The organism is Klebsiella sp. WP4-W18-ESBL-05 (assembly GCF_014169075.1).
GTDB classification, from domain to species: Bacteria; Pseudomonadota; Gammaproteobacteria; order Enterobacterales; family Enterobacteriaceae; genus Kluyvera; species Kluyvera ascorbata_B.
This window is the reverse complement of the sequence record NZ_AP022057.1, coordinates 3,388,161-3,413,293: the sequence shown is the minus strand read 5'-3', so window position 1 is coordinate 3,413,293 and position 25,133 is coordinate 3,388,161. Positions and strand designations below refer to the sequence as shown.

The following is a 25,133-nucleotide window of genomic DNA, read 5'->3' as shown; positions in this document are numbered from 1 at the left end:
ATATAAGTTTCGATTGATTTAAAATTACTATCGATAGTGAGAATAAATAGTATTGGTTAGTTCCATATAAGTATCGCTATAAACAGTGAATTACTTCATGTTCTGTTCACACTGTTTAAGGATAGTTATGACCCATCCTCATTTTTCAAATAACCCACAGTACTGCGTTGATATTATTCACCGTTACAAGCCGGGCTTTACGCCGCGAGTGGCGTTTATATTAGGTTCCGGGTTAGGGGCACTGGCTGAGCAAATTGAAGACGCCGTTGCCATTTCTTATGAAAAATTACCCGGCTTCCCGGTGAGTACCGTGCATGGCCACGCGGGAGAACTGGTGCTCGGCACGCTGGCGGGCGTACCGGTGGCGTGTATGAAGGGGCGTGGCCACTTCTACGAAGGCCGCGGGATGCGCATCATGACCGACGCTGTGCGTACGTTCAAGCTGTTGGGCTGCGAGCTGCTATTTTGCACCAATGCGGCGGGTTCTCTGCGCCCGGAAGTGGGGGCAGGCGAGCTGGTGGCGCTGAAAGACCATATCAACACCATGCCGGGCACGCCGATGGTGGGGCCAAATGATGAGCGCTTTGGTGAACGATTCTTCTCATTGGCGAACGCCTACGACGCAGACTATCGCGCGTTGCTCCAGACCGTTGCAAAGGAAGAGGGCTTCCCGCTGAGCGAAGGCGTGTTTGTCTCCTACCCGGGGCCAAATTTTGAAACGGCGGCTGAAATTCGCATGATGCAAATCATCGGCGGCGATGTGGTGGGGATGTCGGTGGTGCCGGAAGTGATCGCCGCGCGCCACTGCGGGCTGAAGGTGGTGGCGGTTTCCGCCATTACTAATATGGCGGAAGGGCTGAGCGATGTGAAATTGTCACACGCGCAGACGCTGGCCGCTGCCGAACTGTCCCGCCAGAACTTTATCAATCTTATCTGCGGCTTCTTACGCAAACTGGCCTGATAGCCGATGACAAGGCCCTTTCGGGGGCCTGATGCTACGACAAGGAAATGATGATGGACATTACGTCTCGCTTAAAAATCATGTCGTTTTTACAGTATTTTATCTGGGGAAGCTGGCTGGTTACCCTGGGTTCTTACATGATCAATACGTTACATTTTACCGGTGCTAACGTGGGGATGGTGTACAGCTCTAAAGGGCTGGCGGCAATTATTATGCCGGGAATTATGGGCATTATTGCCGATAAATGGCTGCGTGCGGAACGTGCGTATATGTTGTGTCATCTGGTGTGTGCCGGGGTGCTGTTTTACGCCGCATCGGTCACCGATGCTGACACCATGTTCTGGGTGATGCTGGTTAACGCGATGGCGTTTATGCCGACCATTGCGCTGTCGAATAGTGTGTCGTACTCCTGCCTGGCGCAGGCGGGGTTGGATCCGGTGACCCGTTTCCCGCCGATTCGCGTGTTCGGGACCCTCGGTTTTATTGTGGCCATGTGGTCGGTCAGCCTGCTACATCTTGAACTGAGCAATGTGCAGCTTTATATCGCTTCCGGGGCGTCGGTATTGCTGACGCTGTATGCGTTCACGTTGCCGAAAATTCCCACGGCTGAGAAGAAAGTGGCCACCACGCTTGCCAGCAAACTGGGGCTGGATGCGTTTGTGCTGTTTAAAGATCCGCGCATGGCGCTGTTCTTTTTATTCGCCATGATGCTGGGCGCGGTGCTGCAGATTACCAACGTGTTCGGTAACCCATTCCTGCATGATTTTGCCCGTAATCCTGAATTCGTCGACAGTTTTGTAGTTAAGTATCCTTCCATCCTGCTTTCAGTTTCTCAGATGGCGGAGGTCGGGTTTATTCTGACGATTCCGTTCTTCCTCAAGCGCTTTGGCATTAAAACCGTCATGCTAATGAGCATGGTGGCATGGACGCTGCGGTTTGGCTTTTTTGCCTTTGGCGACCCGTCGCCGATGGGCTTTGTTCTGCTGCTGATGTCGATGATTGTGTATGGCTGTGCGTTCGATTTCTTTAATATTTCCGGTTCCGTATTTGTTGAACAGGAAGTGGGGGCACATATTCGCGCCAGCGCCCAGGGGCTGTTTATGACCATGGTGAACGGTGTCGGCGCGTGGGTGGGGTCACTCTTAAGCGGCATGGCGGTAGATTATTTCTCCGTCGATGGCGTGAAAGATTGGCAAACCATTTGGTTGGTCTTTGCTGCCTACGCATTAGCACTGGCGGTGATCTTCGCTATTTTCTTCAGATATAAACACGAGCCGGAGAAAATATCCTCGGCATCGGTGGCGCATTAATTAATTCATCGCTGGTGAGGATTGTCGCCAGCGATTATTTAACTACAAGGGATCGTTGTGAAAGATATTATTATGTCATCCGGTATTGGGTTCGGTATTGGTGCGCTGTTTACGCTTTGCCGCTTACCTATTCCTGCGCCAAATGTGCTTCCCGGTGTTTTATCAATTGTATTTATGTATTTTGGCTATCTGGCCGTCAGGTTTATTTTTCACTGAGGGGTGTGGTAAGTTAATCCTTCAAATAGCCATTATGGAGCGTAATAGTGATGGGACGTGAGCACCGTATCGATCTTAAATTATTACGCTATTTTATCGCCGTGGCGGAAGAGCTGCATTTTGGCCGAGCCGCAGTGCGTTTAAATATGTCGCAGCCTCCGCTCAGTATTCATATCAAAGAGCTTGAACAGCAGCTCGGTACGCTACTGTTTGTGCGGCATTCTCGCAGCGTAGCGCTCACGCACGCCGGCAAGGTGCTGATGGAGGAGTCACGACGCTTAATCGAAAGCACCAATCAGGCGCTGGCACGGGTTGAAAAGATTGGTCGTGGCGAGGCAGGGCGAATTGAACTGGGCGTGGTTGGCACGGCGATGTGGGGGCGAATGCGGCCGATGATGCATCGGTTTTTAAAGGAAAACCCCAACGTTGATGTGATATTCCGTGAAAAGTCGCCGGGGCTGCAAATGGCACTGCTGGAGAGGCGCGAGCTGGACGCCGGGATCTGGCGGATGGCGACGGCATTGCCAGAGCGCTTTTCTGCCCAGCGCCTGTATGAAGCATCGTTCCTGGTGGCTATGCCGGAAGATCACCTCCTGGCAGCCTGCGATTGCGTTCCGTTAGACGCCTTGCGCAATGAGTACTTCGTGACGCTGCCGTCGGTACATTCCGATTGGGCCTTTTTGCAGATTGTCTGTCAGAAAGCGGGCTTTACCCCAATGATCGTTCGTGAAGTGGTCGAACCGCAAACGGTGCTGGCGATGATCAGCATAGGGATGGGGATTACATTAATGGCTGACAGCTATGCACAAATGAACTGGCCCGGCGTGGTGTTTCGGCCGCTGGAAGAGCGGATAGCGGCAGATCTCTACCTGGTGTATGAGCATCAGCAGGTTACGCCTGTGCTGAGCAAGCTGATTGCAACATTTATGCAGGAAGGTTGTTAATCGCTGATAATTGCGGGTAAATAGCAGATAGCAAAAAAGCGCCTTTAGGGCGCTTTTTTACATTGGTGGGTCGTGCAGGATGACTCGCTTCGCTCGCCCTTCGGGCCGTCGCCGTAAACGGCTCCGTTGTTTCGCTGCGCTCAACACCGAACCTGCAGCAGGTTCGAATCGTTTATATCGCAGATAGCAAAAAAGCGCCTTTAGAGCGCTTTTTTACATTGGTGGGTCGTGCAGGATTCGAACCTGCGACCAATTGATTAAAAGTCAACTGCTCTACCAACTGAGCTAACGACCCGAAGTGGTGGGTGATGACGGGATCGAACCGCCGACCCCCTCCTTGTAAGGGAGGTGCTCTCCCAGCTGAGCTAATCACCCACTTCGGTACTTCACATTTTAACAAGAAATCCAGCTGGCGAGAAAGTGGTGGGTGATGACGGGATCGAACCGCCGACCCCCTCCTTGTAAGGGAGGTGCTCTCCCAGCTGAGCTAATCACCCACTTCTCAATTTCTTGCTTTACACGGCGGAGACTACATAAAGTAGTTGGTGGGTGATGACGGGATCGAACCGCCGACCCCCTCCTTGTAAGGGAGGTGCTCTCCCAGCTGAGCTAATCACCCCCGCTGTGTGGAGTCGCATTATAGGGAGAGTTGAAAATGAGTCAACGCCTTTTCTAAAGAATTTGTTCGTTCGTCGTAAAATTAATCAATGCGATCGCAAAATACGCTATGTTGTATGAATTGTATGCAAAAAATGCAAAGCATGCGCTTGCGGTGGGAACAACCGAATGGGAGTGATAGAATATTGCCCACTTTTATTTCCAGGATTTGCCGGTTGTCGGCATCTTTATAAACGTAAGGCCATTTCATGAAAATCAAAACTCGCTTCGCGCCTAGCCCGACCGGCTATCTGCACGTCGGCGGTGCTCGTACTGCTCTTTATTCCTGGCTTTTTGCACGTAACCACGACGGTGAGTTTGTGCTGCGTATTGAAGACACCGATCTTGAGCGCTCAACCCCGGAAGCCATTGAAGCCATTATGGATGGTATGAACTGGCTGAATCTGGAGTGGGATGAAGGCCCGTACTACCAGACTAAACGTTTCGATCGCTACAATGCGGTGATTGACGAAATGCTGGAAGCGGGCACGGCGTATAAATGCTATTGCTCTAAAGAGCGTCTGGACGCCCTGCGTGAAGAGCAGATGGCAAAAGGCGAGAAGCCGCGTTATGACGGCCGCTGCCGCCATGGTCATGAGCATCATGCCGCTGATGAACCGTGCGTCGTGCGTTTTGCTAACCCGCAGGAAGGGTCTGTTATTTTTGACGACCAGATCCGTGGGCCGATCGAGTTCAGCAACCAGGAACTGGACGATCTGATCATCCGTCGTACCGACGGCTCTCCGACCTACAACTTCTGCGTTGTCGTCGATGACTGGGATATGGAAATCACCCACGTGATCCGTGGTGAAGATCATATCAACAACACCCCGCGCCAAATCAACATCCTTAAAGCGCTGAATGCGCCGGTGCCGATGTATGCGCATGTTTCAATGATCAACGGCGACGACGGCAAAAAACTGTCTAAACGTCACGGCGCGGTAAGCGTGATGCAATATCGTGATGACGGCTACCTGCCGGAAGCGCTGCTGAACTATCTGGTGCGCCTGGGCTGGTCCCATGGCGATCAGGAAATCTTCAGCCGTGAAGAGATGATTGAATTCTTCTCTCTGAATGCGGTTAGCAAATCGGCTAGTGCGTTTAACACCGAAAAACTGCAGTGGCTGAACCATCACTATATCAATACGCTGGCACCGGAATATGTGGCAACGCATCTGCAGTGGCACATTGAGCAGGAAAATATTGATACCCGCGTTGGCCCGCAGCTGTGCGAGCTGGTGAAACTGCTCGGCGAGCGCTGCAAAACGCTCAAAGAGATGGCGCAGAGCTGCCGTTACTTCTATGAAGACTTCAGCGAATTTGATGCCGATGCGGCGAAAAAACACCTGCGTCCGGTTGCTCGTCAGCCGCTGGAAGTGGTGCGCGACAAAATTGCCGCTATCACCGAGTGGACGGCGGAAAACGTGCACCATGCCATTCAGGCGACGGCCGATGAGCTGGAAGTGGGGATGGGTAAAGTAGGCATGCCGCTGCGCGTTGCTGTCACCGGGGCTGGCCAGTCTCCTGCGCTGGATGTGACCGTACATGCTATCGGTCAGTCTCGCAGTATTGAGCGTATCAATAAGGCTCTGGGCTTTATCGCCGAGCGTGAAAGCCAGCAGTAAGAGACCTTCGGGCACAAAAAAAGCGGGGAAACCCGCTTTTTTTACGTCTCGTTGTCGCTCAACCCGAGTCGCGACAGAAATCCGCATATTCCTTCACGCGCTAGCAGCCGGTGCAGACGCTGTTGTTCCACCGGCGTCATATTTTGCAGCACGTCGGCAATCTGCTGCCACACCACCTCGGATGCTTTTGCGCTGTAGCCGGGCGTGGGCTCATCTATCTGGTTGGTCGCCATCATGTGGCGCAGTGCGGGAATATTGGCAAGATAGTCCCGCACTTCCTGGCTCATAAAAATCAGCCGCGCGCGGCCGCCTTTAATGCCCGGTATCGGTTCGGTGCGCCAGCCTTGTTCACGAATCCAGCGATTGATGGTCTGCCGGGTCATACCGGTGCGTTCGGCCAGCTCTTCAGTCGACATTTTGGCGGGAAGTGTTTTCATCACGAGGGCTTAACCACGAATTTCTAAACGTTGTAATAAACCGCTGATCCCTTCCCGAAGCAGCAGCGAGGTCAGCTGTTTCTGTTCCGACTCGGTCATTTCATCTACCAGCGTGAGCAGCAGCGTATGGAAAGGATTGTCGGTTGCGTAGGGGGCGGTGGTCTCTGCGGCGCGCTGAGCGCTATGGATGAACTCAACGACGTCCTCGTCAACGTGTACAAGTCTGGCTTTGCCGCCCTGAACGCCAGGGCGGGGAGATGTTTTCCAGCCTTCTTTTCGTACCCATTTGTTGATGGTCTGGCGGCTATAGCCCGTCAGGTGGGCGATCTCCTCCGGCGTCATTCGTTCCTTGAGCATGCTATTTCCTGAGTTGCTGTGTGGGAATTACAGGTTCATGTTATAGCATCGTTTTATATGAAAACGTGACACGGATAACTCCTGTTTGCGAGCGAGCGTGGAAAACGGCCCGTTTGTCTGCTTTTTCAGCGGTTAGATGCTGTTAGCGAATTTTGCCGTTGACACTGTGCGAGGGAATTCATATTATGCCGCCCGTCAACACGACAGCTTTACGTTGGGGCTATAGCTCAGCTGGGAGAGCGCTTGCATGGCATGCAAGAGGTCAGCGGTTCGATCCCGCTTAGCTCCACCAAATCCTGCTCCCATCAGGTTTTGGAACGTAAAGGCACTGTGGGGCTATAGCTCAGCTGGGAGAGCGCTTGCATGGCATGCAAGAGGTCAGCGGTTCGATCCCGCTTAGCTCCACCAAAATTTGAAACCCTCGCCTGATGGCGGGGGTTTTTTTTATCTCTCGTATGTACAAAAATGGGTCTTCCCTTGTTGTGGTGGCTGAAGGCATGATAATGGTGTATTTAATCGCCAGAGGTCACCGCCATGGACGAAAAGTCCCTCTACGCTCATATTCTCAACCTGTCCGATCCGTGGCAGGTAAAGTCCCTTTCTCTCGATGAAAATGCCGGTTCTGTTACTGTCACTATTGAGATCGCTGAAAACACCCGGCTAGCCTGTCCGACCTGCGGTAAATCCTGTTCTGTTCACGATCACCGTCATCGTAAATGGCGCCATCTTGATACCTGCCAGTTCACCACTATTGTTGAAGCCGATGTTCCACGAATTATGTGTCCGGAGCATGGCTGCCTGACGTTGCCTGTTCCGTGGGCTGGCCCCGGAAGCCGGTATACGTTGCTATTCGAATCGTTCGTTCTCTCATGGCTGAAAATCAGCACCGTTGATGCTGTCAGGAAGCAACTTAAGCTCAGTTGGAATGCGGTTGACGGCATTATGACCCGGGCAGTTAAGCGAGGTCTTGCCCGGATAAAAAAGCCATTATCCGCCCGTCATATGAATGTGGATGAGGTCGCCTTTAAAAAAGGACATCGTTACATAACGGTGATCTCCGATCGCGATGGTCGGGCGCTGGCCTTAACGGATGATCGCGGCACAGAGAGTCTTGCCGGCTATCTTCGCACGCTCACTGATGGGCAGTTGCTGGCTATCAAAACGCTCTCAATGGACATGAACGCGGGCTATATAAGAGCAGCGCGTATCCACTTACCCAGTGCGGTTGAGAAAATCGCCTTTGACCGCTTCCATGTGGCGAAGCAACTGGGCGAGGTAGTTGATAAAACCCGTCAGAATGAACATCCGCACCTCCCTGTTGAAAGCCGACACCAGGCAAAAGGAACCCGCTTCCTGTGGCAGTACAGCGATAAGTGGATGACCGAATCCCGGCAGGAAAAGCTGATGTGGCTGCGTGCACAGATGAAGCTGACGAGCCAGTGCTGGGCGCTGAAAGAGCTGGCAAAGGATATCTGGAACAGGCCATGGAGCGAGGAAAGACGGAGTGACTGGCAGAGATGGTTGGCGCTGGCGGCTAACAGTGACGTTCCCATGATGAAAAATGCCGCGAAAACGATAGGAAAAAGGCTGTACGGGATCCTGAATGCGATGCGACACAGTGTCTCAAACGGAAATGCGGAGGCACTTAACAGCAAGATCAGGCTGCTGAGGATAAAAGCCAGGGGATACCGAAACCGGGAGCGCTTTAAACTGGGGGTGATGTTCCACTACGGAAAGCTGAATATGGCGTTCTGAGCCTTCCCACCATGATCGGGGAAGACCCACAAAAATACAGCGTTCCTCTTTTAAAAGACCGGTACAGATCAGGATTTCATCGCTTACGCTTGCGCCAATAAATTCGCGCCCCTAATATTCAAAGAGTCAAACTACGTACGATAAAGGATATCGGCAGATACGCATGACGGTCATCAGGAGTACCCCACTTAGGAAATTCTGCCTGGCTCTGATAATGAGCCTGGTGGCTATTCCATTATCCAGATATATCTCCCCAACCGCATTTTATGACGGGCATTCTGTATATCTGGCCTGGCTACCACTAGGCGTAATGATTGCCCTGATTATGCTTTTTGGTCGCCATGCTATTGCGCCACTAGCGCTTGGCTTTACCGTTACTAACTATTGGCAACTGCATTTATCCCCTTTTTATTCATTAACATTGCTATTCTGTCAGTTGGCCGCAGTTTGCCTTTGTTGCCTTATTTTACGCTATTCTCTAGGTCGTCGGTGGAGACATGGAATTCCTATAAAAAACATCGGCTTGAATGTCTTTTTGTTAGGCTTTTCTGCCCCGATAATGGCCAAGATTTTGATGTATGTTACCGGCGAGATAATTTTTATCCCGGAATTAATGTACAGTTATTTTAATATAACATCAGTTATTTATACTATCGTTGATATACAAGGGCTGGTTTGCGCATCGCTGATTTTTACACGCCTTTTTTATTATCCATTCAGAATGTGCCTCAACCCGCGCTATGCCAGATCATTCTGGCGCAGGAATATTGTTTGCTATACCGATCTCAGGAATAGGATATTTATTACTTGCTGGTTTATTAGCCTGGTCGGAATGTTGGTATTCCTGTGTGCGCCGTTCGGCGACTATTATTTTGCGGGTTATCTGGTACCGGCCATATTTATCTTTTTCTCTTTTGGCATCAGCCAGTTGGCCTATCCCCTGGTTGTGTTGACCTGGACGGTGTCCGCCTTCCTGTTGGTGATGTACAACAAAAACTTCCTTCACGGCATACAGACCCAGTACTCTCTGGCCTTCATACTCTCATCGCTGATCTCCTTTACGGTATGTCTGCTCTATCTGCTACAGGTATACCACCGCAGCCAGAGGCTGCAGTCAATGTGGCAGGCTCAGGCCATGCAGGATCCGATAACCGGCCTGCCGAACCTGCGCGCGCTGGAAGAATACATGATGAAACCGCGAGCGGGTTCCGTCAGCATCTGTTGCTTGCATATCGGCAACCTGGATTTTCTCAGCCGCCACTATGGCATGACTATGCGTATTCAGTGCAAACGCAGCATTACTCAGGTTTTACAGCCGCTCTTATGCCATGAAGAAAAGCTGTTCCAGCTGCCGGGCAATGAGCTGCTTCTGGTGCTGAACGGCCCGGATACCAAAGCGCGACTGAATCATCTGATTGATTTTCTGAGTAACAAGGAAATCCATTGGAACAATGCGGTGCTGAACCTTGAGTACGCCATTTCCTGGTCGCCGGTGCATCCCCGGGATAAAAACTTGCACCATCTGCTGGGCCAGCTGAGCTGGCTGGTGGAGCAGGCCGATGAGGGAAACCAAATACTGAAGCTGGATAACGGCCACGTTGAAGCCTTCGATCAGAATAGCGAACGGGTGGTGTTGTTGAATCGGGTTAAAAACGCGCTGGACTGGGGCGGCTTTGTCCTCTACGCCCAGCCGATCAGAAAGCCGTCGGGGGAAGGGTATTACGAAATTTTAAGCCGTCTCGTCGACGCCAGCGGGGTTGTGACGCCGGATAAGTTTATTCCCGTGCTGGCCCAGTTCAACCTCAGCAAGCGCTTCGATATGCAGGTGCTCGAGTATTTGTTCAGCTCGCTCGACGATCTTCCGGGAATGAGCTTCTCGGTAAATTTGATGCCCTACACGCTTATGCAGAAGGGCAGCGCGGCTGAAATCATCGCGCTGTTCCGCCGCTATCGCGTCGACGTGAAGCGCATCATTATTGAGATTACCGAAGAGCAGGCTTTCTCTAATTCTGACGTTAGCGTGGCCAACATCCAGCAGCTGCGCCAGTTTGGTTGCCTGATTGCGATTGATGACTTCGGCACCGGCTACGCCAACTATGAACGCCTGAAGCGTCTGGAAGCCGATATCATCAAGATTGACGGCTGCTTCGTGCGTGATGTTCTGAATAACCCGATGGACGCAATGATCATCCGTTCTATTTGCGAGCTGGCGAAGGTGCGCAATCTGTCGGTGGTGGCAGAGTATGTGGAAACAGAAGAGCAGCAAGCGCTGCTGTCGCGCCTTGGCGTGCACTACATGCAGGGGTACCTGATTGATAAACCTCGCCCGCTGTGGCAGCTTGAAAACAAAAAAAAGGGCCTGTAACAACGTTACAGGCCCTGTGATGCTCAAGCGTCGCGTTACAGCACCAGCGCGGCGATAGAAGCAGACAGCACGCTCACCAGCGTAGAACCGTAAACCAGCTTCAGGCCGAAGCGGGACACCACGTTGCCCTGCTCTTCGTTCAGGCCTTTAATCGCACCCGCAATGATACCGATGGAAGAGAAGTTGGCGAAGGACACCAGGAAGACGGAGATGATGCCCACCGCGCGCGGAGAGAGGTCTGCGGCAATTTTCTGCAGATCCATCATCGCAACGAATTCGTTGGATACCAGCTTGGTGGCCATGATGCTGCCGACCTGCAGGGATTCGCTAGCCGGTACACCCATGATCCAGGCAACCGGATAGAAGATGTAGCCCAGAATACCCTGGAAGGAGATGCTGTAGCCGAACCAACCGGTGACGGTCGCGAACAGGGCGTTCAGGGCGGCGATCAGGGCGATGAAGCCGATCAGCATAGCAGCAACGATAATCGCAACTTTGAAGCCTGCCAGAATGTATTCACCCAGCATTTCGAAGAAGCTCTGGCCTTCGTGCAGGTTGGACATCTGAATGTTTTCTTCGCTGGCATCCACGCGGTACGGGTTGATCAGCGACAGTACGATAAAGGTGCTGAACATGTTCAGTACCAGCGCCGCAACAACATACTTCGGCTCCAGCATGGTCATGTAGGCGCCAACGATAGACATGGAAACGGTAGACATCGCCGTGGCCGCCATGGTGTACATGCGGTTGCGGGACATTTTACCCAGGATGTCTTTATAGGCGATGAAGTTTTCAGACTGGCCCAGAATCAGAGAGCTGACGGCGTTGAACGACTCCAGTTTGCCCATACCGTTGACTTTAGACAGCACGGTACCAATGGCGCGAATGATAATCGGCAGGATGCGGATATGCTGCAGAATACCGATCAGCGCGGAGATGAAGACGATAGGGCACAGGACCTTCAGGAAGAAGAACGCCAGACCTTTGTCGTTCATGCTACCAAAGACGAAGTTGGTCCCTTCGTTAGCAAAGCCGAGAAGTTTTTCGAACATCTCGGAGAAGCCTCTTACAAAACCCAGACCGATATCGGAGTTCAGGAAGAACCATGCCAGCAGCACTTCAATGACCAGTAGCTGGATAACGTAACGAATGCGAATCTGTTTGCGGTTGGAACTGACCAGCAGGGCCAGAATCCCAACCACCACGAGCGCGAGAATAAAATGCAAGACGCGGTCCATATTTGCTCCAAACATGAGGCGGGTTAAATTTTCGTGCACATTCTATGTAACACAGTTAAATAAAACGAGATCTGTCTCTCACTATATTCAGAACCTGTGAGCAAACTCAAAATTAGTGATCAACTATGCATTTTTGTGATGTTAAGTAAATGTATGAAAAGTTTCCATGTTGTACTACTCTCTTGTAAAGCGTATACCAAACCTTCCTAACCTCCAGTCTGGCTATTGGTTCCGGCTATCAGAGTAATCATTATCACCTTCCCAAATGAACTTGATAATCATTCTCATTGTGTTAGCTTAAAACATAGCAAAGGCTATGTTTTTGAGGCAGAGAATGACAAACAGTCGGATTGAAACAAATCGTTGTCGCACCGCGCGCCGTATGCGACTCGCGCTGATGGGGCCGGCATTTATTGCCGCGATCGGCTATATCGATCCGGGTAACTTTGCGACCAATATTCAGGCGGGCGCCAGCTTCGGCTACCAGCTGCTGTGGGTGGTGGTCTGGGCAAACCTGATGGCGATGCTGATTCAGGTGCTGTCAGCGAAGCTTGGCATTGCGACCGGCAAAAACCTCGCAGAGCAGATTCGTGACCATTATCCGCGTCCGGTCGTGTGGTTTTACTGGGTACAGGCGGAAATTATCGCCATGGCGACCGATCTGGCCGAATTTATCGGCGCTGCGATCGGCTTTAAGCTGATCCTCGGCATTTCTCTTTTACAAGGCGCGGTATTGACCGGTATCGCCACCTTCCTGATTCTGATGCTGCAGCGTCGCGGGCAAAAACCGCTGGAAAAAGTGATTGGTGGTCTGCTGCTGTTCGTCGCAGCGGCGTATATTGTGGAGCTGATTTTCTCTCAGCCCGCGCTGGGGCCGCTGGCCAAAGGCATGATTCTGCCATCGCTGCCGAACGGCGAGGCGGTCTACCTGGCGGCGGGCGTGCTGGGGGCGACCATCATGCCGCACGTGATTTATTTGCATTCCTCGCTGACTCAGCATCTGCACGGCGGCACCGCCAAAGAGCGCTACCAGGCCACGCGCTGGGATGTTGCCATCGCTATGACCATCGCTGGTTTCGTCAATCTGGCGATGATGGCCACCGCTGCGGCGGCGTTCCACTTCCACGGGCATACCGGTATTACCGATCTCGATCAGGCCTATTTAACGCTGGAACCCCTGCTGAGTCACGCGGCGGCAACGATTTTTGGTCTTAGCCTGATTGCCGCCGGCTTATCGTCTACGGTCGTGGGCACGCTGGCCGGACAGGTTGTCATGCAGGGCTTTATTCGCTTCCACATCCCCCTGTGGTTCCGACGGACCATCACCATGTTACCTTCGTTTATCGTCATCCTGATGGGGCTGGACCCGACGCGAATTCTGGTGATGAGTCAGGTACTGCTCAGTTTCGGTATTGCGCTGGCACTGGTGCCGCTGCTGATTTTTACCAGCGACGGCAAGCTGATGGGGGAACTGGTGAATACCCGCTGGATTAAGCGCATTGGCTGGGCCATTGTGGCCGTAGTGGTGGCGCTCAACGGCTGGCTGCTGATAGGCACACTGTTTAATTAACGTTCCGCTTACCGTGACCCGCTACAGGTCACGGTTTGCCAGCGGTTTTTTCGCTAAGCTGGGCTTTGCGCCAAACAGCAGCGAACGCTAATGAACTCTTTTGATCTCTCCTTTTTAAAATATCTGCAGGATAACAGCCCGCTGGCGGTCGATCGCGCGGTGCTACGCTTTGGCAAAACCCTCTCCACGCTCAAACGCACCATGAAAGAGCTGAATGAACTGCTGCCGGAAGAGGTTCAGATTCACCTTGATAATCCATTCATTACCACCCGTATTGGTTACAGCGAGTATATTCAGTTTTTACAGCGCGTACGTTTTAACCGCTATCTCACCACCGGCGAGGAGCGAGTCCAGGATCTTTTCGTTGCGCTGTGTCTGAACGATGTCGTCAATAAAAACGAGTACTATAAAAAATTCAACGTTAGCGCAGGGACGGTGAAAAACGATAACCCGTTGATGCTCAGCCGGGTACAGGAGAGCGGGCTAACGCTGCTGAGCATTCCGCGCAAAGGGTCACAGCTGGTGGGCGACGAATTTCGCCTGCGCCTGGCTGCCTGCATGTCGATTCTCAAAACCGTTGAGATAGGTGAGGGAAACCGGCTGATCGCGCATCAGGCTAACGAACCGATCAACCGCTCCATTGCTGAACAATTTCTCCACGGCTGCGCGCATGAAATTACCCTGGCGGCTGAGTACTATGAGCGGCTGGTCAGCCCGATGACGCGGCTTGGCTACAACGGGCGAAAGTATTTGTTGGTTTACCTTAGCCTCGCGCTGCAGCGAATGAAGCGCGGGCTGCGCATGACCGATAGTTCAGCCACCACCTTTTTGACGACCTATGCCTACGGAGTGCTGGCCGATCGCAATGAAAATACCGCGCTGGATATGCTTATTGCCTCGCTAACCTTTACCTGGCGGCCCTTTACGCTGTACGACTCCCGGCTGATTCCTCATGTGAAACAGGCCTGTGAAGTCATGTCTCGCGGGCTGAACGCTGCGATATATAACCACGATGCCTGGTTTGAAGAAATTTACCATTTTCTCTACGCGGCCATTATCCAGAACAAACTGCACCTCTGGTTTGATGATAAAAAACTGCATGATGTTCAGCGTCGTTACCCTGATCTGTGGCACCTCGTGCAGCGGTCGCTGGAGAAGATTGAGCGCGGCTGGCAGACGTCATTCTCACCGATTCATCTGGCGACGCTGGTCCTGATCATTAAAAAACATGAGTTAAAGAATCGGGTCGTTAGTGACGCTAAAAAGCGGGTGATCATTGTGACTAACTCCTCGGAAAGCAAAGTCGGCTATTTCAAAGAAGTGCTGCTTTCCCGGTTTCACATTGATATTCTCGGCTGCGTCAATATCAATGAACTTGCTCAACTGCAGCAGCAGCCGTTCGACCTGCTGATTGCGTTTACCAATAAAATTGCCAGCCATTTGCGTCATGCTCAGCTGGCGTATGTGAAAGTGAATTTCTACCTGACGCAGGATGATTTCCAGCTGTTGCGTGAGCAGGGATTAAGCCCGGCACGCAAAAAAATACCTGCTGACGCGTTCGTGCAGCAGGTACAGGGAATGAGCCCGCAGGCTTTGAAGCGCTTTCTCGAGCAACAGTACGGTGATGTGTTTATTTAACCTGCGGCTGACGAACGCCCCGGCACCACACTTCACGCAGCGTTTCCTCGGCATCCAGCACCAGAATATCGGCATCCTTACCGACGCTAAGGCTGCCCTTTCTGTCGGCTACGCCGGCCAGGATTGCCGGGTTGAGGCAGGCAACCTGTGCCGCTGATACCCAGCCGTGCTCCAGTCGTTTGACCACGTTCTTCACCGAATCAAGGAAACTCATCTCCAGCGTACAAACGGCCGGCCAGTCCTCGGCATGAATCGTGCGCGTACAGCCGTGGTCGTTGGTGATCTCCAGCGCGTGCTGGCGGATGCGAAAGGTTTCCTGGCGTAAATAGTGGTGAAACTCGAAGCCTTCCGGAAAATCGACGTAGCCCAGACAGTCACTCATCATGACCAGCCGACGATCCTTTTTCAGCCGGTAGAGAATATCGAACACCTCCGGACGTAGGGTAATACCGCTCTGCTTGGCAACTTCGGCAAAGGTGTCTTCGTAATACATCAGCGCGCCGACCACGCCGGGCTCACGGTGGTGTAACCCACGCATGGCACTGAATGCATGGGTAAAATGATTCAGCCCCGCGTCGATGGCCAGGCCAATTTCGTCAAAGGTCGCGTCGGTGTGGCCAGCTGAGATGGTGACACCGGCCTGGTGCAAATGGCGAATCAGATCCAGCGCTCCGGGCAATTCAGGCGCCAGCGTCATCAGGCGCACATGGCCGCCTGCCGCCTGCTGATAGCGTTCAAAACCGGCAATGCTCGGAGGCTGAACGCAGTCCAGACGCTGCATACCGATAAATTTAGGGTTAATGTAGGGGCCTTCCATGTGGATGCCCACCGCCTCCGCGCCGTCAACGGGCGTTGCCTGTGCTATCCAGGCCGCGGCGTTGGCCAGGCTGGTCAGCAAAAAGTCTTCCGGCTGGGTGGCGGATGTGGCAAGCCAGGCGGTCACCCCCGCGTGCACCAGGTCCTGGCTCATGGCGCGCAGCGAGCGAGTCTCGCCTTTCCAGGCAAAGGAGCCTCGGCCCCAGCCGTGTACGTGAATATCGACAAAGCCTGGCATCAGCATAGCGTCACGGTAATCGATGACGTCTCCACGCGGCACGTCATCCATACCGACAATTTTTCCGCCGCTGACGTGCAGATAGCCGGCGCGGATCCCATCCGGGGTGACGATGCGTTCGCTGGCAAACGACAGCAGGGGGTCAGTCACCTTTGGCCTCCAGTACGCGCGCGGCGGTTTCAAGCGCCATCTCTGAGCACAGCCCAATGTAGTGCGCGGGGTCAATAAGCGCATCGATCTCCGCATCGCTGAAGTTCTGACGAATGACCGGATCGTGACGCAGGACTTCACCGTAGGGGATACCTTCATGCGTGCTGCGCATCGCCAACTGGTATACGCGTTCGTGAGCGGCGTCTTTACCCAGCTTTTCGACCAGATGCATCATGATTTTTTCGCTGTTAATCAGGCCGTGCGTCAGCTGTACGTTCTGTTGCATACGATCGGCGTTGATGACCAGCGTTCGGGTGAGCTCTTCGGCGCGCATCACTATCTCGGCGATGCATTCCATGCTCTCCTGAATATTTCCGTCGAAAATAAAATAGGCCGAACTGTCCGCTTCAAACGGCCGCGGGCTGACGTACAGGCAGGAGGTATGCACGGAGTAGAGCTTTTGCGCGTTGGCGATGATCCCTTTTGCCAGTTTCGGATTAACCTTCTGCGGCATCGTGCTGCTGCCCACGGTGCCTTTGGTGAAGGCTTCAGACACTTCACCAAACTCTTCGCTGGAGGTCTGATAAACCTCTTCGGCAATTTTGTGCAGGGTCGTGGCGAGCAGGCAAAGATTGCTGATGTACTCGGTGCGATACACGCGTGAGTTGCGAGAAGGGATTGCCATGGCCCGCATTCCGAGCTTTTGTGCAACGCTTTCCTGCACCCGGCGGCCGGTTTCGCCCGTCGCATGGAAAGCGCCAACGGCGCCGCCCATCATCACGGTAAAGACGCGTTTTTCGGCCTCCTGCATACGCTCCCGCGCGCTCAGCAGCTCGTCAATCCACACGGCGGCCTTGTATCCCCAGGTGATGGGCAGTGCGTGCTTTCCATGGGTGCGCCCGGCCATCAGCGTGGCGTGATGTTCGCGGGCCATGCTGGCCAGGTTGTGCAGAATATCGTTGAGAAAGCATTGCAGTACGGCATTAAATTGCTTCGCCAGATACAGCTGGGCGGTTTGCTGAATATTCTGCGTGGTCACGCCGTAATGGACATACTTACCGCTTTCGCTGTCGCAGGCTTTGACGAGCACTTTAATCACCGGCACGAAGCCGTGGCCAATTTCGCGCAGCAGGCGCTCCATTTCGACCAGGTCTATATTCTCGACACGACAGTTTGCGGCAATATTCTCCGCCGCCTGGGCGGGAATCATTCCGTGCTCGGCCTGCGCCAGCGCCAGCGCGGCTTCGACGTCCAGCCAGGACTGCACCCGCGCCTGCTGGCCGAGCAGGGTTTTCATTCCACGGTCATCAATCGTTTTACTTTTGGAGTCATACAGTGCGCGCATTTTCGCCTCCTGGTTGCTTATTTGGCGCCGACAAGACGGTCGTCGACCGCATTGCGAACAAATTCAACGTGTGGGCCAAAGACCACATGGACATGGTTACTTGAGGGGATAAAGGTCCCCAGAGAACCGGATTCTTTGAGCACGTCCATGTTGATTTTCTTTTGATCCTGCAAATCGATACGCAGACGAGAAACGCAGTTTTCGACGCGCTTGATATTGTCCCGCCCGCCGAGTCCATCAATGACCATGGCGGCGACCTTATCGTATTCCTTATTATTCAGCAGGGTGCTGTCAGCAATTTCACTTTCGCGTCCCGGCGTTTTAATATCAAACTTACTAATCGCAAAGCGGAACACGAAATAAAAGACAACGAAGTTCACAATGCCCAGGAGAATTAAACTAACCCAATGTGTGTTCTCGTACATCAGGCCGAAAATGCCAAAGTCAAAAATGGTACCGCGAATATAGCCGATGGAAACGTCCAGCATTTGCAGCGGAATAGTGAGTAGACCGCACAGCACCGCATAGACAATAAACAGCTTCGGTGCAATAAACAGGAAGGAGAACTCCAGCGGCTCGGTGATATTTCCAAGCATGGCCGTGAGCACAACCGTCAGAATCATCCCTTTGGCAAATTTCTTATTCTTAAAATAAGCCATGTGATACATCGCCAGGCCAATAGCCGGCACGCGGAATAGCGTGGTCAGCATCTGGGAGGAGGCGAGATAGCTGGTGAGGGTGGGCATGTACTCTTTCCAGGCTGGATGCGATGGCCCAAGCTCAAAGAGGATCTTATTCATCGCGGGCAAAATGCCAACGTAGGTTTGACCGTCAATCAGATAAGTGCCACCGGCCGCGGTGAAGCGCACCGTCGAGCTCAGCACATGATGCAGACCGAACGGAATCAGCAGGCGGTTTAGCGTCATGTAGATGCCTGCGCCAATATCCGGGGCCATCATGATGGTCGATACGGCGCGCATACCTGCGGTAAACAGATCCCAGATAAACGGAATGATCAGACCGACCGGGATCGCGAAGGCGATCGCCAGGATAGCCACCGATTTTTTACCGCTGAAGAAGGCAAACGCGAGCGGAAGCTGCAGACGGTAGAAGCGGTCGGTAATTTTTGCCGCCAGCAAACCGGCGATAATGCCGCCCAGCGCTTCGATCTTCAGCGTTTGTACGCCCAGCACCATCCCCTGTCCGACTAACGAAAGATCGCTTTTCGCCAGCGTCCCCGCCAGCTTCAGATGCACGTGCATGGCAATAAGCAGGGTCAGATAAGCGACCACCGAGGCAAATACTGCAATTCCCTTTTCTTTTTTTGACATGCCGTAGGCCACGCCCATCGCAAATAATAATGGGATATTATTAAAAACGACGCTGCTGATTAAACCCAGAGAGGATAAAACCGCCTTGAAAATATCATTACCTAAATAGCTGCGCCTAATACCGCTACACTTTTGCCTGACCATGTTTTCCTCCGGGGAATGGGCTGGCGGTTTCCATAAAATGGCGGACCTTTTTCAGTAACTGCCACATTGAGCGGCACTGATGATTACGGGTTATCGTGTCATGAAGTGCCTGCCATAGCCGTTCCACATGATTCACCCACGGCGAGTAAACCGGCTGGTAAATTACCCTGAACTTGGGATTTGCTTTCAACCAGCGCTGTGTTTCGCGGCTTTTATGGATAATGTAGTTATCAACGATCAGCGTGATTGTTTTCGCCCGCCGGTAAGTGGCTTTCAGGTGCTTCAGCAGAGCGATAAACAGCGCTGAACTTTTGCTGTTGCCGCCCACGTAGCTGACTTTACCCGTGCCACTGTGCAGTGCGCCGGCCAGATAGTATTTTTCGTTCTGCCCCGGCGTCACTACCCGTTTCTGCTGTCCGCGCAACTGCCAGTCCGCACCGATTTTAGGATTAAGGTGGATATCCACTTCATCTTCATAAAATACCGGATGCTCTGCGCTGCATTCATCCAGCGCTTTGTGGATTACCGCCATCTTTTCATCTTTATGTGGGTCACGGATACGCAGAGTTGGCGCGGCCCTGCGCCATACAAGCCCCGCAGATGGCAACCAGCGGCGAACGGTTCCTGCATGTAACTGGCAACCGGTTATCTCATTGATTTTTATTGCCAGTAATTCGGTGCTCCAGCGTGAACGTTGATAACCAAAATCGCCGGGAGAATGCTTTATCAGCTCACGTAACAGGGTGCAGATATGTTCAAAAGGCCAGCGTCGGGAGCGCCCTGCGGGTAAGGATTTCAGGCCTTCAATACCTGAGTGCGTAAACCAGTTAATCCAGCGACCAACGGATGAACGGGCACAACAGAGAGTTCTGGCAACATCGCTGACCCGTTCACCCCGATGAAGCATCAGCATGGCCGTGAGTCTGCGGGCATGATTTTTATCACGCGTTTTATGAATAGCTTTCTGCATCAGGCGTCGTTCGCCACGGGGTATTGGTACTATGATCGGCATCGCTCAGTCCGGTTGGTGATTTTGGTTGGTTTGGCGATTGATCAGATCGCACAATCCGGGCTGAGTTCCCTTTCAGTGATCTACTATTCCGCGCAGCTATTTAGGAAGGGCAGTTTCTCGATCATATAGCTCTGGCCAAGCGCCGAACTAATTCCCATGATCATTCCAACGGGCGCGAGTACGGCGATAGGTAACAGAAGTGAACGACCGAATGTCTGAATTTCATTTTTAAAATTAGCATTCATGATGTTAATCCTGACGTGAAATATCTTGACGATAAGATACTGGCAGGATTTTTTTGCTCAAGGGCAAATGCTGAGAAATAAGAAGCGCAGGATTTGCCCATAAAAGAGCCGAAGGGCGTTTATTTCATTACGGTAACGATGACGAGGAGGAGAAGCCGACGCAGCTCGAAGGGCCGCGCCGGCATTGATATCATGGATTGGCTGCCAGATTAACGGTGCCCGTGGCCATGGCCGTGACCATGTCCGCGCCCCGGGCCGCGACGGTCATCGCGATCGCCCCAGCCGTCACGATAGCCGCGATCGTACGCTTTACGGTTGTCCCAGCCGCGGTGCCAGCCGTTATCGTGGCGATACCAGTGCTTATGCCAGTAATCACGATCGCGCCAGCGGCCGCCATCCCAGTAGTTACCGTAATTATCGCGATCGCCAATTTGTAATTTTATGGATGGCAGCAGGGTGATTTCACCAGCATTAGCAAACATCGGGGCCGATGCTAACAACACTGCCGCCAGAATCAGTGACCTGAACATACTTCTCTCCTATACGATCGTGGCCAGAAAGGCCTGTTAACGCAATATTACAATTCGGTAAACACCAGAATTATTGGGTTAACTCTTAAACCGCCAGGAGAGAGCATTTTTTGCTAAAATCGCTGTTATTTTATACTGTGCAAAATGGCGTCAATTTCTGCGCACTCTTCAGCGCTGAAATGGCGGTTTGCCAGCATATTCACTGCATCCTCCAGCTGCGCCACCTTGCTCGCGCCAATCAATACCGAGGTCACCGCCTGCTGGCGCAGCACCCATGCCAGCGCCATCTGCGACAGTTTCTGCCCGCGTTTTTCCGCCAGTGCGTTCAGGCGACGCACGGCGTCGAGCTTGCTGTCGGTTAGCTGTTCTGGCTTAAGGAATACGCTGCCGCTGGCGGCACGAGAATCAGCCGGGATGCCGTGCAGATAGCGGTCGGTTAACTGTCCACCGGCCAGCGGTGAGAACGCAATGCAACCGACGCCCTCTTGCTCCAGCACCGTCAGCAGCCCGTTTTCCGCGGCGCGTTCCAGCATGGAATATTTGGGCTGGTGGATAAGGCACGGCGTGCCCAGATCGTTCAGGATCGCAATGGCCTGACGCGCAAGTTCCGCTGGGTAGTTGGAAAGCCCAACGTACAGCGCTTTCCCCTGGCGAACGAGATGATCCAGCGCGCGCATGGTTTCCACAAGCGGCGTCTCCGGGTCCGGGCGGTGGTGATAGAAAATATCAACATACTCAAGTCCCATCCGCTTAAGGCTCTGGTCGAGGCTTGAAATCAGATACTTACGCGAGCCCCAATCACCGTAGGGGCCTTCCCACATGGTGTAGCCCGCTTTGCTGGAAATAATCAGCTCGTCGCGATAGGGGAGAAAGTCTTCGCGCAGAATACGGCCGAAGTTGCTCTCTGCCGAGCCGGGAGGCGGCCCGTAGTTGTTGGCGAGATCAAAATGGGTGATGCCAAGATCGAACGCGTGGCGCAGTAGCTGACGGCTGTTTTCTACCCGCGTTTCATCGCCGAAATTGTGCCACAGCCCCAGCGAAACGGCGGGAAGCTTGAGGCCGCTGTTACCGCAGCGTTGAAACGTCATGGTTTCATAACGCGCGGGATTTGCCTGATAAACCATTGTGTCCTCCGGAATTTCCGTTTGTGTATACGCTTACACTAGCGAATGTCCATTAGCTCGTACACTGCTGAAATCTGTAAAATTTGCTTTCCAGACGACTTTCTTATCAATACTGGACAGGGTTAACACTTCTTCAATACTCAAAAGAAATCACCGGCTGAAGGAGTTGTACGATGACAGCGTCCTATACCGTGGCAGATTATCTGCTTGACCGCCTTGCCGACTGCGGCGTCGACCACCTGTTTGGCGTTCCGGGGGACTATAATCTCCAGTTTCTCGACCATGTCATTGCCCACCGTACCCTTCGCTGGGTGGGCTGTACTAATGAACTGAATGCCGCCTACGCCGCCGATGGCTATGCGCGGATGCAGAGCTGCGGTGCGTTGCTCACGACCTACGGCGTAGGGGAAATCAGCGCGCTGAACGGCGTGGCGGGCAGCTTTGCCGAATATGTGCCGTTGCTGCATATCGTGGGGGCACCCTGTACCGGTGCGCAGCAGCGCCGCGAGTGCCTGCACCATACGCTGGGCGATGGCGATTTTGACCACTTCCGCCAGATGAGTGCGCCGATTTCCGTGGCGCAGGGCGTACTGACTGCCCGCAACGCTTGCCAGGAGATCGACCGCGTGCTGCAGGCCGTCATTCAGCAGCGTCGACCGGGTTACCTGCTGTTGCCTGCCGATGTGGCCGCGCTGACGACATCGCGTCCTGTAAACGCTCTCAGCGCGGCGGTGGCGGAGCCGGATCCGGCGCAGTTAAGCGCGTTTGTCGATTACGCACGCAAGCTGCTGGAAGGGCGTCAGCGGGTCTCGTTACTGGCGGATGTGCTGGCGCTGCGCTTTGGGCTTCAGCCGATGCTCAACCAGTGGATGGCCGCGCGGCCGATTCCGCACGCTACGTTGCTGATGGGGAAGGGGCTGTTTAACGAACAGCAGCCGGGATTTGTGGGTACGTATAGCGGCGGAGCAAGCCTGCCGCAGACCCGCGAAGCGATTGAGGATGCGGAGGCGATCCTTTGCATCGGCACCTGTTTTACCGACACCATTACCGCCGGGTTTACTCACCGAATTGCAGTCGAAAAATCGATTGAAATACAGCCGTTTGCCGCGCGAGTGGGCCAGCGCTGGTTTAGCGGTATCGGGATGCTGTCGGCGATGAAGGCGCTGATGACGTTGAGCGATACGCTCGCGCCATGGCAAACCTCTCCGTTGCGGGCATCAGCGCCCGTGGCGCAGGAGAGCGGCGCCTTAACCCAGCGCCGTTTCTGGCAAACGCTGCAAAAACACCTTCAGCCGCACGATATTCTGTTGGGTGACCAAGGAACGGCGGCCTTTGGCATCGCTGCGCTGACGTTGCCGGTGGGCGCTAGCGTCATTGTGCAGCCGCTGTGGGGATCGATTGGGTTTACGCTGCCCGCCGCATTTGGCGCGCAAACGGCGCGGCCGAAAAGGCGCGTGGTGCTGGTGGTGGGCGACGGCGCGGCGCAGCTCACCGTCCAGGAGCTGAGTTCCATGCTGCGCGACGGCCAGCGGCCGCTGATTCTGCTGTTGAATAACGAAGGCTACACCGTCGAGCGGGCGATCCACGGGCCGGAACAGCGGTATAACGATATCAGCCTGTGGAACTGGACCCAGTTGCCGCAGGCGCTTAACCTCGACTGCCAGGCCGAATGCGCGAAGGTGAGCAACGTGACGCAGCTAAATGATGCGCTGACGCGCGCTGCACACGGCGACAGGCTGACGCTGCTGGAGGTGATGCTGCCTAAAATGGACATCCCGCCGCTGCTCAAAGCGGTCACCGACGCGCTGGAAGCGCGCAACAGCGGCCGTTAATCTTTGCGTCTGCGCGGTACCATCATTGTGGGTTTCCCCGCCAGCAGCAGCCAGGCGGGGAGCATCACGATACACAGCAGCGGCAGCAGGGTGGTGTCCGGTACCACCACGGCGGCCATAAACAGGCTGAGCCAGGCATCGCGCGTCACTACCAGCACCAGCCCAAGAATGGCGCACGAGACGGTAATGGCCGCCGGTACGGCTTCAACGTGCGCGTGCAGCATCAAGCCCAGCGCGACGGCAACAAAGACCGCCGGGAAGATACGCCCGCCGCGGAAGCCACAGGCGGCAGCCACCACCAGCGCAGCCAGTTTACACAGGGCGAACAGCAGGTAGTCGCCCGCGTCAAAGTCCATCCCGCCCGTCAGGCGCTGCATTTCATCCAGCCCTTTAAACAACGTGATAGGGCCGCCGAGAGTGCCAATGACCCCCAAAAGTAAACCGCCCGCCCCGAGGATGAGCACCGGATGCTTCAGGCGATGCATCAGGGCGTGGAGATGCGGCAGACACCAGACCGCGACCATACCGATGGCGATAGCAAAGAGGGTGACAATCGCGCCGCTGAAGATATCGACGATGCGCATCGTCTGATAGTGCTCAATGGCGAGCGAAAAATGCGGTTGGAAAAACAGGCCGGTGGTCAATGCCCCGGCGGCCGCGGCCAGCAGTGGGGCAAAAAGGCGATCCCATAGCGGAGCATCGTTGCTGCTGGTGAGGGTCTGAGAGAAGATCAGCGCTGCGGCGACCGGCGTGCCGAACAGCGCGCCGATGGTTCCGGCGGCGGCGAGAATCGTCCAGTCGAGCGAGCTGACCCGTGGGAAAAAGCGCGCTCCCAGCGTCACGGCCAGCGCAATATTGACTGACATAATCGGATGCTCTGGCCCCAGGCTCACGCCGCCGGCCAGGCCGAGGATCAGGGCGATCAGCAGCCCGGGCAGGTGCGCTGCGGGTACGGCAGCGCCGATCAGCGGCTCGCAGGCCGGATCCGGACCGGCATGGCCCGGACTATAGCGAATGACCAGCCCCACGGCGACGCCGGTGAGCGTTAGCATCAGGATAATCCATAGCGGCGAGGTTATGTCCATGCCGAAGGCGGTGGGCAGGCTGCTCCACAGCACCTGCTGGAGCAGTGCAGCGATTTTCATCACCACTATCAGAATCAGGCTGGAGGCGATGCCAATCAAGACCGCAGGGATGGAGAGCAGCAACATCGTTCGGGCTCGCGGGTGGAGCATGTTTATATCCTTTTGGCTAAATGCTGGGACGACTTTGCATTGTCCGCCGTTGACGTTC

Annotated in this window: 20 protein-coding genes and 6 tRNA genes; 12 read left to right on the top strand and 14 right to left on the bottom strand. The window is 54.0% G+C overall.

Annotated elements, in window-relative coordinates; all coding sequences use genetic code 11:
- Window positions 1–127 precede the first annotated feature (127 nt).
- The 4 genes from xapA to H7R58_RS16310 are packed head-to-tail and all read left to right on the top strand — an operon-like array spanning window position 128 to window position 3,431.
- Window positions 128–961 carry a xanthosine phosphorylase gene (gene xapA, locus H7R58_RS16325; RefSeq protein ID WP_182930218.1) on the top strand — a complete coding sequence of 278 codons (834 nt, stop codon included), beginning with the start codon at window positions 128–130 and terminating at the stop codon, window positions 959–961.
- 53 nt (window positions 962–1,014) lie between these two features.
- Complete coding sequence (locus H7R58_RS16320; RefSeq protein WP_106924187.1) at window positions 1,015–2,271, top strand: nucleoside permease; 1,257 nt, start codon at window positions 1,015–1,017, stop codon at window positions 2,269–2,271.
- 57 nt (window positions 2,272–2,328) lie between these two features.
- Window positions 2,329–2,487 carry a DUF1427 family protein gene (locus H7R58_RS16315; RefSeq protein WP_182930219.1) on the top strand — a complete coding sequence of 53 codons (159 nt, stop codon included), beginning with the start codon at window positions 2,329–2,331 and terminating at the stop codon, window positions 2,485–2,487.
- Between the two features lie 50 nt (window positions 2,488–2,537).
- Window positions 2,538–3,431: a LysR family transcriptional regulator gene (locus H7R58_RS16310; RefSeq protein ID WP_182930601.1), complete on the top strand. Its 894-nt coding sequence runs from the start codon at window positions 2,538–2,540 to the stop codon at window positions 3,429–3,431.
- Between the two features lie 219 nt (window positions 3,432–3,650).
- On the opposite strand, the gene H7R58_RS16305 is transcribed toward H7R58_RS16310, so the two are convergent.
- From H7R58_RS16305 to H7R58_RS16290, 4 genes are all read right to left on the bottom strand, one after another.
- Window positions 3,651–3,726 (bottom strand) — tRNA-Lys (locus H7R58_RS16305).
- A 4-nt stretch (window positions 3,727–3,730) separates the two neighbouring features.
- Window positions 3,731–3,806 (bottom strand) — tRNA-Val (locus tag H7R58_RS16300).
- Window positions 3,807–3,852: 46 nt separating this feature from the next.
- Window positions 3,853–3,928: transfer RNA gene (locus H7R58_RS16295), tRNA-Val, on the bottom strand.
- Window positions 3,929–3,974: 46 nt separating this feature from the next.
- A tRNA-Val gene (locus tag H7R58_RS16290) sits at window positions 3,975–4,050 on the bottom strand.
- Window positions 4,051–4,297: 247 nt separating this feature from the next.
- Here H7R58_RS16290 and gltX point away from each other — a divergent pair.
- Complete coding sequence (gltX, locus tag H7R58_RS16285; RefSeq protein WP_106924190.1) at window positions 4,298–5,713, top strand: glutamate--tRNA ligase; 1,416 nt, start codon at window positions 4,298–4,300, stop codon at window positions 5,711–5,713.
- 41 nt (window positions 5,714–5,754) lie between these two features.
- Here gltX and H7R58_RS16280 read toward each other — a convergent pair whose 3' ends face one another.
- The gene (locus H7R58_RS16280; RefSeq protein ID WP_106924191.1) at window positions 5,755–6,150 is read right to left on the bottom strand and encodes a YfeC-like transcriptional regulator; all 396 of its coding nucleotides are present in this window, start codon (window positions 6,148–6,150) and stop codon (window positions 5,755–5,757) included.
- Between the two features lie 9 nt (window positions 6,151–6,159).
- Complete coding sequence (locus H7R58_RS16275; protein WP_106924192.1) at window positions 6,160–6,507, bottom strand: YfeC-like transcriptional regulator; 348 nt, start codon at window positions 6,505–6,507, stop codon at window positions 6,160–6,162.
- Between the two features lie 216 nt (window positions 6,508–6,723).
- Between H7R58_RS16275 and H7R58_RS16270 the strand changes: the two genes are divergently transcribed.
- The 4 genes from H7R58_RS16270 (at window position 6,724) to H7R58_RS16255 (ending at window position 10,627) form a co-directional block, all read left to right on the top strand.
- Window positions 6,724–6,799, top strand: a tRNA-Ala gene (locus H7R58_RS16270).
- 40 nt (window positions 6,800–6,839) lie between these two features.
- Window positions 6,840–6,915, top strand: a tRNA-Ala gene (locus tag H7R58_RS16265).
- Window positions 6,916–7,041: 126 nt separating this feature from the next.
- Window positions 7,042–8,262, top strand: a complete 1,221-nt coding sequence (locus H7R58_RS16260; RefSeq protein WP_000343760.1) for an ISL3-like element ISKox3 family transposase — start codon at window positions 7,042–7,044, stop codon at window positions 8,260–8,262.
- Between the two features lie 163 nt (window positions 8,263–8,425).
- Window positions 8,426–10,627: a sensor domain-containing phosphodiesterase gene (locus H7R58_RS16255; RefSeq protein ID WP_106924193.1), complete on the top strand. Its 2,202-nt coding sequence runs from the start codon at window positions 8,426–8,428 to the stop codon at window positions 10,625–10,627.
- Window positions 10,628–10,662: 35 nt separating this feature from the next.
- Here the strand turns inward: H7R58_RS16255 and nupC are convergent, their stop codons facing one another.
- Complete coding sequence (gene nupC, locus H7R58_RS16250; RefSeq protein WP_106924194.1) at window positions 10,663–11,865, bottom strand: nucleoside permease NupC; 1,203 nt, start codon at window positions 11,863–11,865, stop codon at window positions 10,663–10,665.
- A 334-nt stretch (window positions 11,866–12,199) separates the two neighbouring features.
- On the opposite strand from nupC, the gene H7R58_RS16245 reads away from it, so the two are divergent.
- Entirely contained in the window at window positions 12,200–13,435 is a 1,236-nt protein-coding gene (locus tag H7R58_RS16245) for an Nramp family divalent metal transporter (protein WP_106924195.1), read from the top strand.
- Between the two features lie 90 nt (window positions 13,436–13,525).
- Window positions 13,526–15,073, top strand: coding sequence for a BglG family transcription antiterminator (locus H7R58_RS16240; protein ID WP_182930222.1), 1,548 nt, complete (start codon window positions 13,526–13,528; stop codon window positions 15,071–15,073).
- Here the strand turns inward: H7R58_RS16240 and H7R58_RS16235 are convergent.
- From H7R58_RS16235 to mgrA, 6 genes are all read right to left on the bottom strand, one after another.
- Window positions 15,066–16,277 carry an N-acetylglucosamine-6-phosphate deacetylase gene (locus H7R58_RS16235; RefSeq protein ID WP_182930223.1) on the bottom strand — a complete coding sequence of 404 codons (1,212 nt, stop codon included), beginning with the start codon at window positions 16,275–16,277 and terminating at the stop codon, window positions 15,066–15,068. The genes H7R58_RS16240 and H7R58_RS16235 overlap by 8 nt on opposite strands.
- Window positions 16,270–17,622, bottom strand: coding sequence for a class-II fumarase/aspartase family protein (locus H7R58_RS16230; protein WP_182930224.1), 1,353 nt, complete (start codon window positions 17,620–17,622; stop codon window positions 16,270–16,272). Before H7R58_RS16230 ends, H7R58_RS16235 begins: the two co-directional genes overlap by 8 nt.
- A 17-nt stretch (window positions 17,623–17,639) precedes the next feature.
- On the bottom strand, window positions 17,640–19,097 hold the full coding sequence (locus tag H7R58_RS16225; RefSeq protein WP_227674924.1) for a PTS transporter subunit EIIC: 1,458 nt from the start codon (window positions 19,095–19,097) through the stop codon (window positions 17,640–17,642).
- Entirely contained in the window at window positions 19,078–20,109 is a 1,032-nt protein-coding gene (locus H7R58_RS16220; protein WP_001395480.1) for an IS630-like element ISEc33 family transposase, read from the bottom strand. The genes H7R58_RS16225 and H7R58_RS16220 overlap by 20 nt, the downstream gene beginning before the upstream one ends.
- A gap of 454 nt (window positions 20,110–20,563) precedes the next feature.
- Window positions 20,564–20,884, bottom strand: coding sequence for a DUF2502 domain-containing protein (locus tag H7R58_RS16215; RefSeq protein ID WP_106924200.1), 321 nt, complete (start codon window positions 20,882–20,884; stop codon window positions 20,564–20,566).
- A 125-nt stretch (window positions 20,885–21,009) separates the two neighbouring features.
- Window positions 21,010–22,008 (bottom strand): L-glyceraldehyde 3-phosphate reductase, encoded by a 999-nt coding sequence (gene mgrA / locus H7R58_RS16210; protein WP_182930226.1) that lies wholly within the window; start codon window positions 22,006–22,008, stop codon window positions 21,010–21,012.
- A 173-nt stretch (window positions 22,009–22,181) separates the two neighbouring features.
- On the opposite strand from mgrA, the gene H7R58_RS16205 reads away from it, so the two are divergent.
- Window positions 22,182–23,840, top strand: a complete 1,659-nt coding sequence (locus tag H7R58_RS16205; RefSeq protein ID WP_182930227.1) for an alpha-keto acid decarboxylase family protein — start codon at window positions 22,182–22,184, stop codon at window positions 23,838–23,840.
- Here the strand turns inward: H7R58_RS16205 and H7R58_RS16200 are convergent.
- Window positions 23,837–25,075 carry an ion channel protein gene (locus tag H7R58_RS16200; RefSeq protein WP_182930228.1) on the bottom strand — a complete coding sequence of 413 codons (1,239 nt, stop codon included), beginning with the start codon at window positions 25,073–25,075 and terminating at the stop codon, window positions 23,837–23,839. The genes H7R58_RS16205 and H7R58_RS16200 overlap by 4 nt on opposite strands.
- Between the last annotated feature and the right edge of the window lie 58 nt (window positions 25,076–25,133).

Excerpts from the sequence above, each read along its gene's own strand:
- gltX (WP_106924190.1), top strand. The coding sequence starts at position 4,298 with ATGAAAATCAAAACTCGCTTCGCGCCTAGCCCGACCGGCTATCTGCAC.
- H7R58_RS16275 (WP_106924192.1), bottom strand. The coding sequence starts at position 6,507 with ATGCTCAAGGAACGAATGACGCCGGAGGAGATCGCCCACCTGACGGGC.
- H7R58_RS16220 (WP_001395480.1), bottom strand. The coding sequence starts at position 20,109 with ATGCCGATCATAGTACCAATACCCCGTGGCGAACGACGCCTGATGCAG.
- xapA (WP_182930218.1), top strand. The coding sequence starts at position 128 with ATGACCCATCCTCATTTTTCAAATAACCCACAGTACTGCGTTGATATT.
- H7R58_RS16280 (WP_106924191.1), bottom strand. The coding sequence starts at position 6,150 with ATGAAAACACTTCCCGCCAAAATGTCGACTGAAGAGCTGGCCGAACGC.
- H7R58_RS16255 (WP_106924193.1), top strand. The coding sequence starts at position 8,426 with ATGACGGTCATCAGGAGTACCCCACTTAGGAAATTCTGCCTGGCTCTG.
- H7R58_RS16205 (WP_182930227.1), top strand. The coding sequence starts at position 22,182 with ATGACAGCGTCCTATACCGTGGCAGATTATCTGCTTGACCGCCTTGCC.
- H7R58_RS16320 (WP_106924187.1), top strand. The coding sequence starts at position 1,015 with ATGGACATTACGTCTCGCTTAAAAATCATGTCGTTTTTACAGTATTTT.
- H7R58_RS16240 (WP_182930222.1), top strand. The coding sequence starts at position 13,526 with ATGAACTCTTTTGATCTCTCCTTTTTAAAATATCTGCAGGATAACAGC.
- nupC (WP_106924194.1), bottom strand. The coding sequence starts at position 11,865 with ATGGACCGCGTCTTGCATTTTATTCTCGCGCTCGTGGTGGTTGGGATT.
- H7R58_RS16260 (WP_000343760.1), top strand. The coding sequence starts at position 7,042 with ATGGACGAAAAGTCCCTCTACGCTCATATTCTCAACCTGTCCGATCCG.
- H7R58_RS16215 (WP_106924200.1), bottom strand. The coding sequence starts at position 20,884 with ATGTTCAGGTCACTGATTCTGGCGGCAGTGTTGTTAGCATCGGCCCCG.
- H7R58_RS16310 (WP_182930601.1), top strand. The coding sequence starts at position 2,538 with ATGGGACGTGAGCACCGTATCGATCTTAAATTATTACGCTATTTTATC.
- mgrA (WP_182930226.1), bottom strand. The coding sequence starts at position 22,008 with ATGGTTTATCAGGCAAATCCCGCGCGTTATGAAACCATGACGTTTCAA.
- H7R58_RS16230 (WP_182930224.1), bottom strand. The coding sequence starts at position 17,622 with ATGCGCGCACTGTATGACTCCAAAAGTAAAACGATTGATGACCGTGGA.
- H7R58_RS16200 (WP_182930228.1), bottom strand. The coding sequence starts at position 25,075 with ATGCTCCACCCGCGAGCCCGAACGATGTTGCTGCTCTCCATCCCTGCG.
- H7R58_RS16225 (WP_227674924.1), bottom strand. The coding sequence starts at position 19,097 with ATGGTCAGGCAAAAGTGTAGCGGTATTAGGCGCAGCTATTTAGGTAAT.
- H7R58_RS16245 (WP_106924195.1), top strand. The coding sequence starts at position 12,200 with ATGACAAACAGTCGGATTGAAACAAATCGTTGTCGCACCGCGCGCCGT.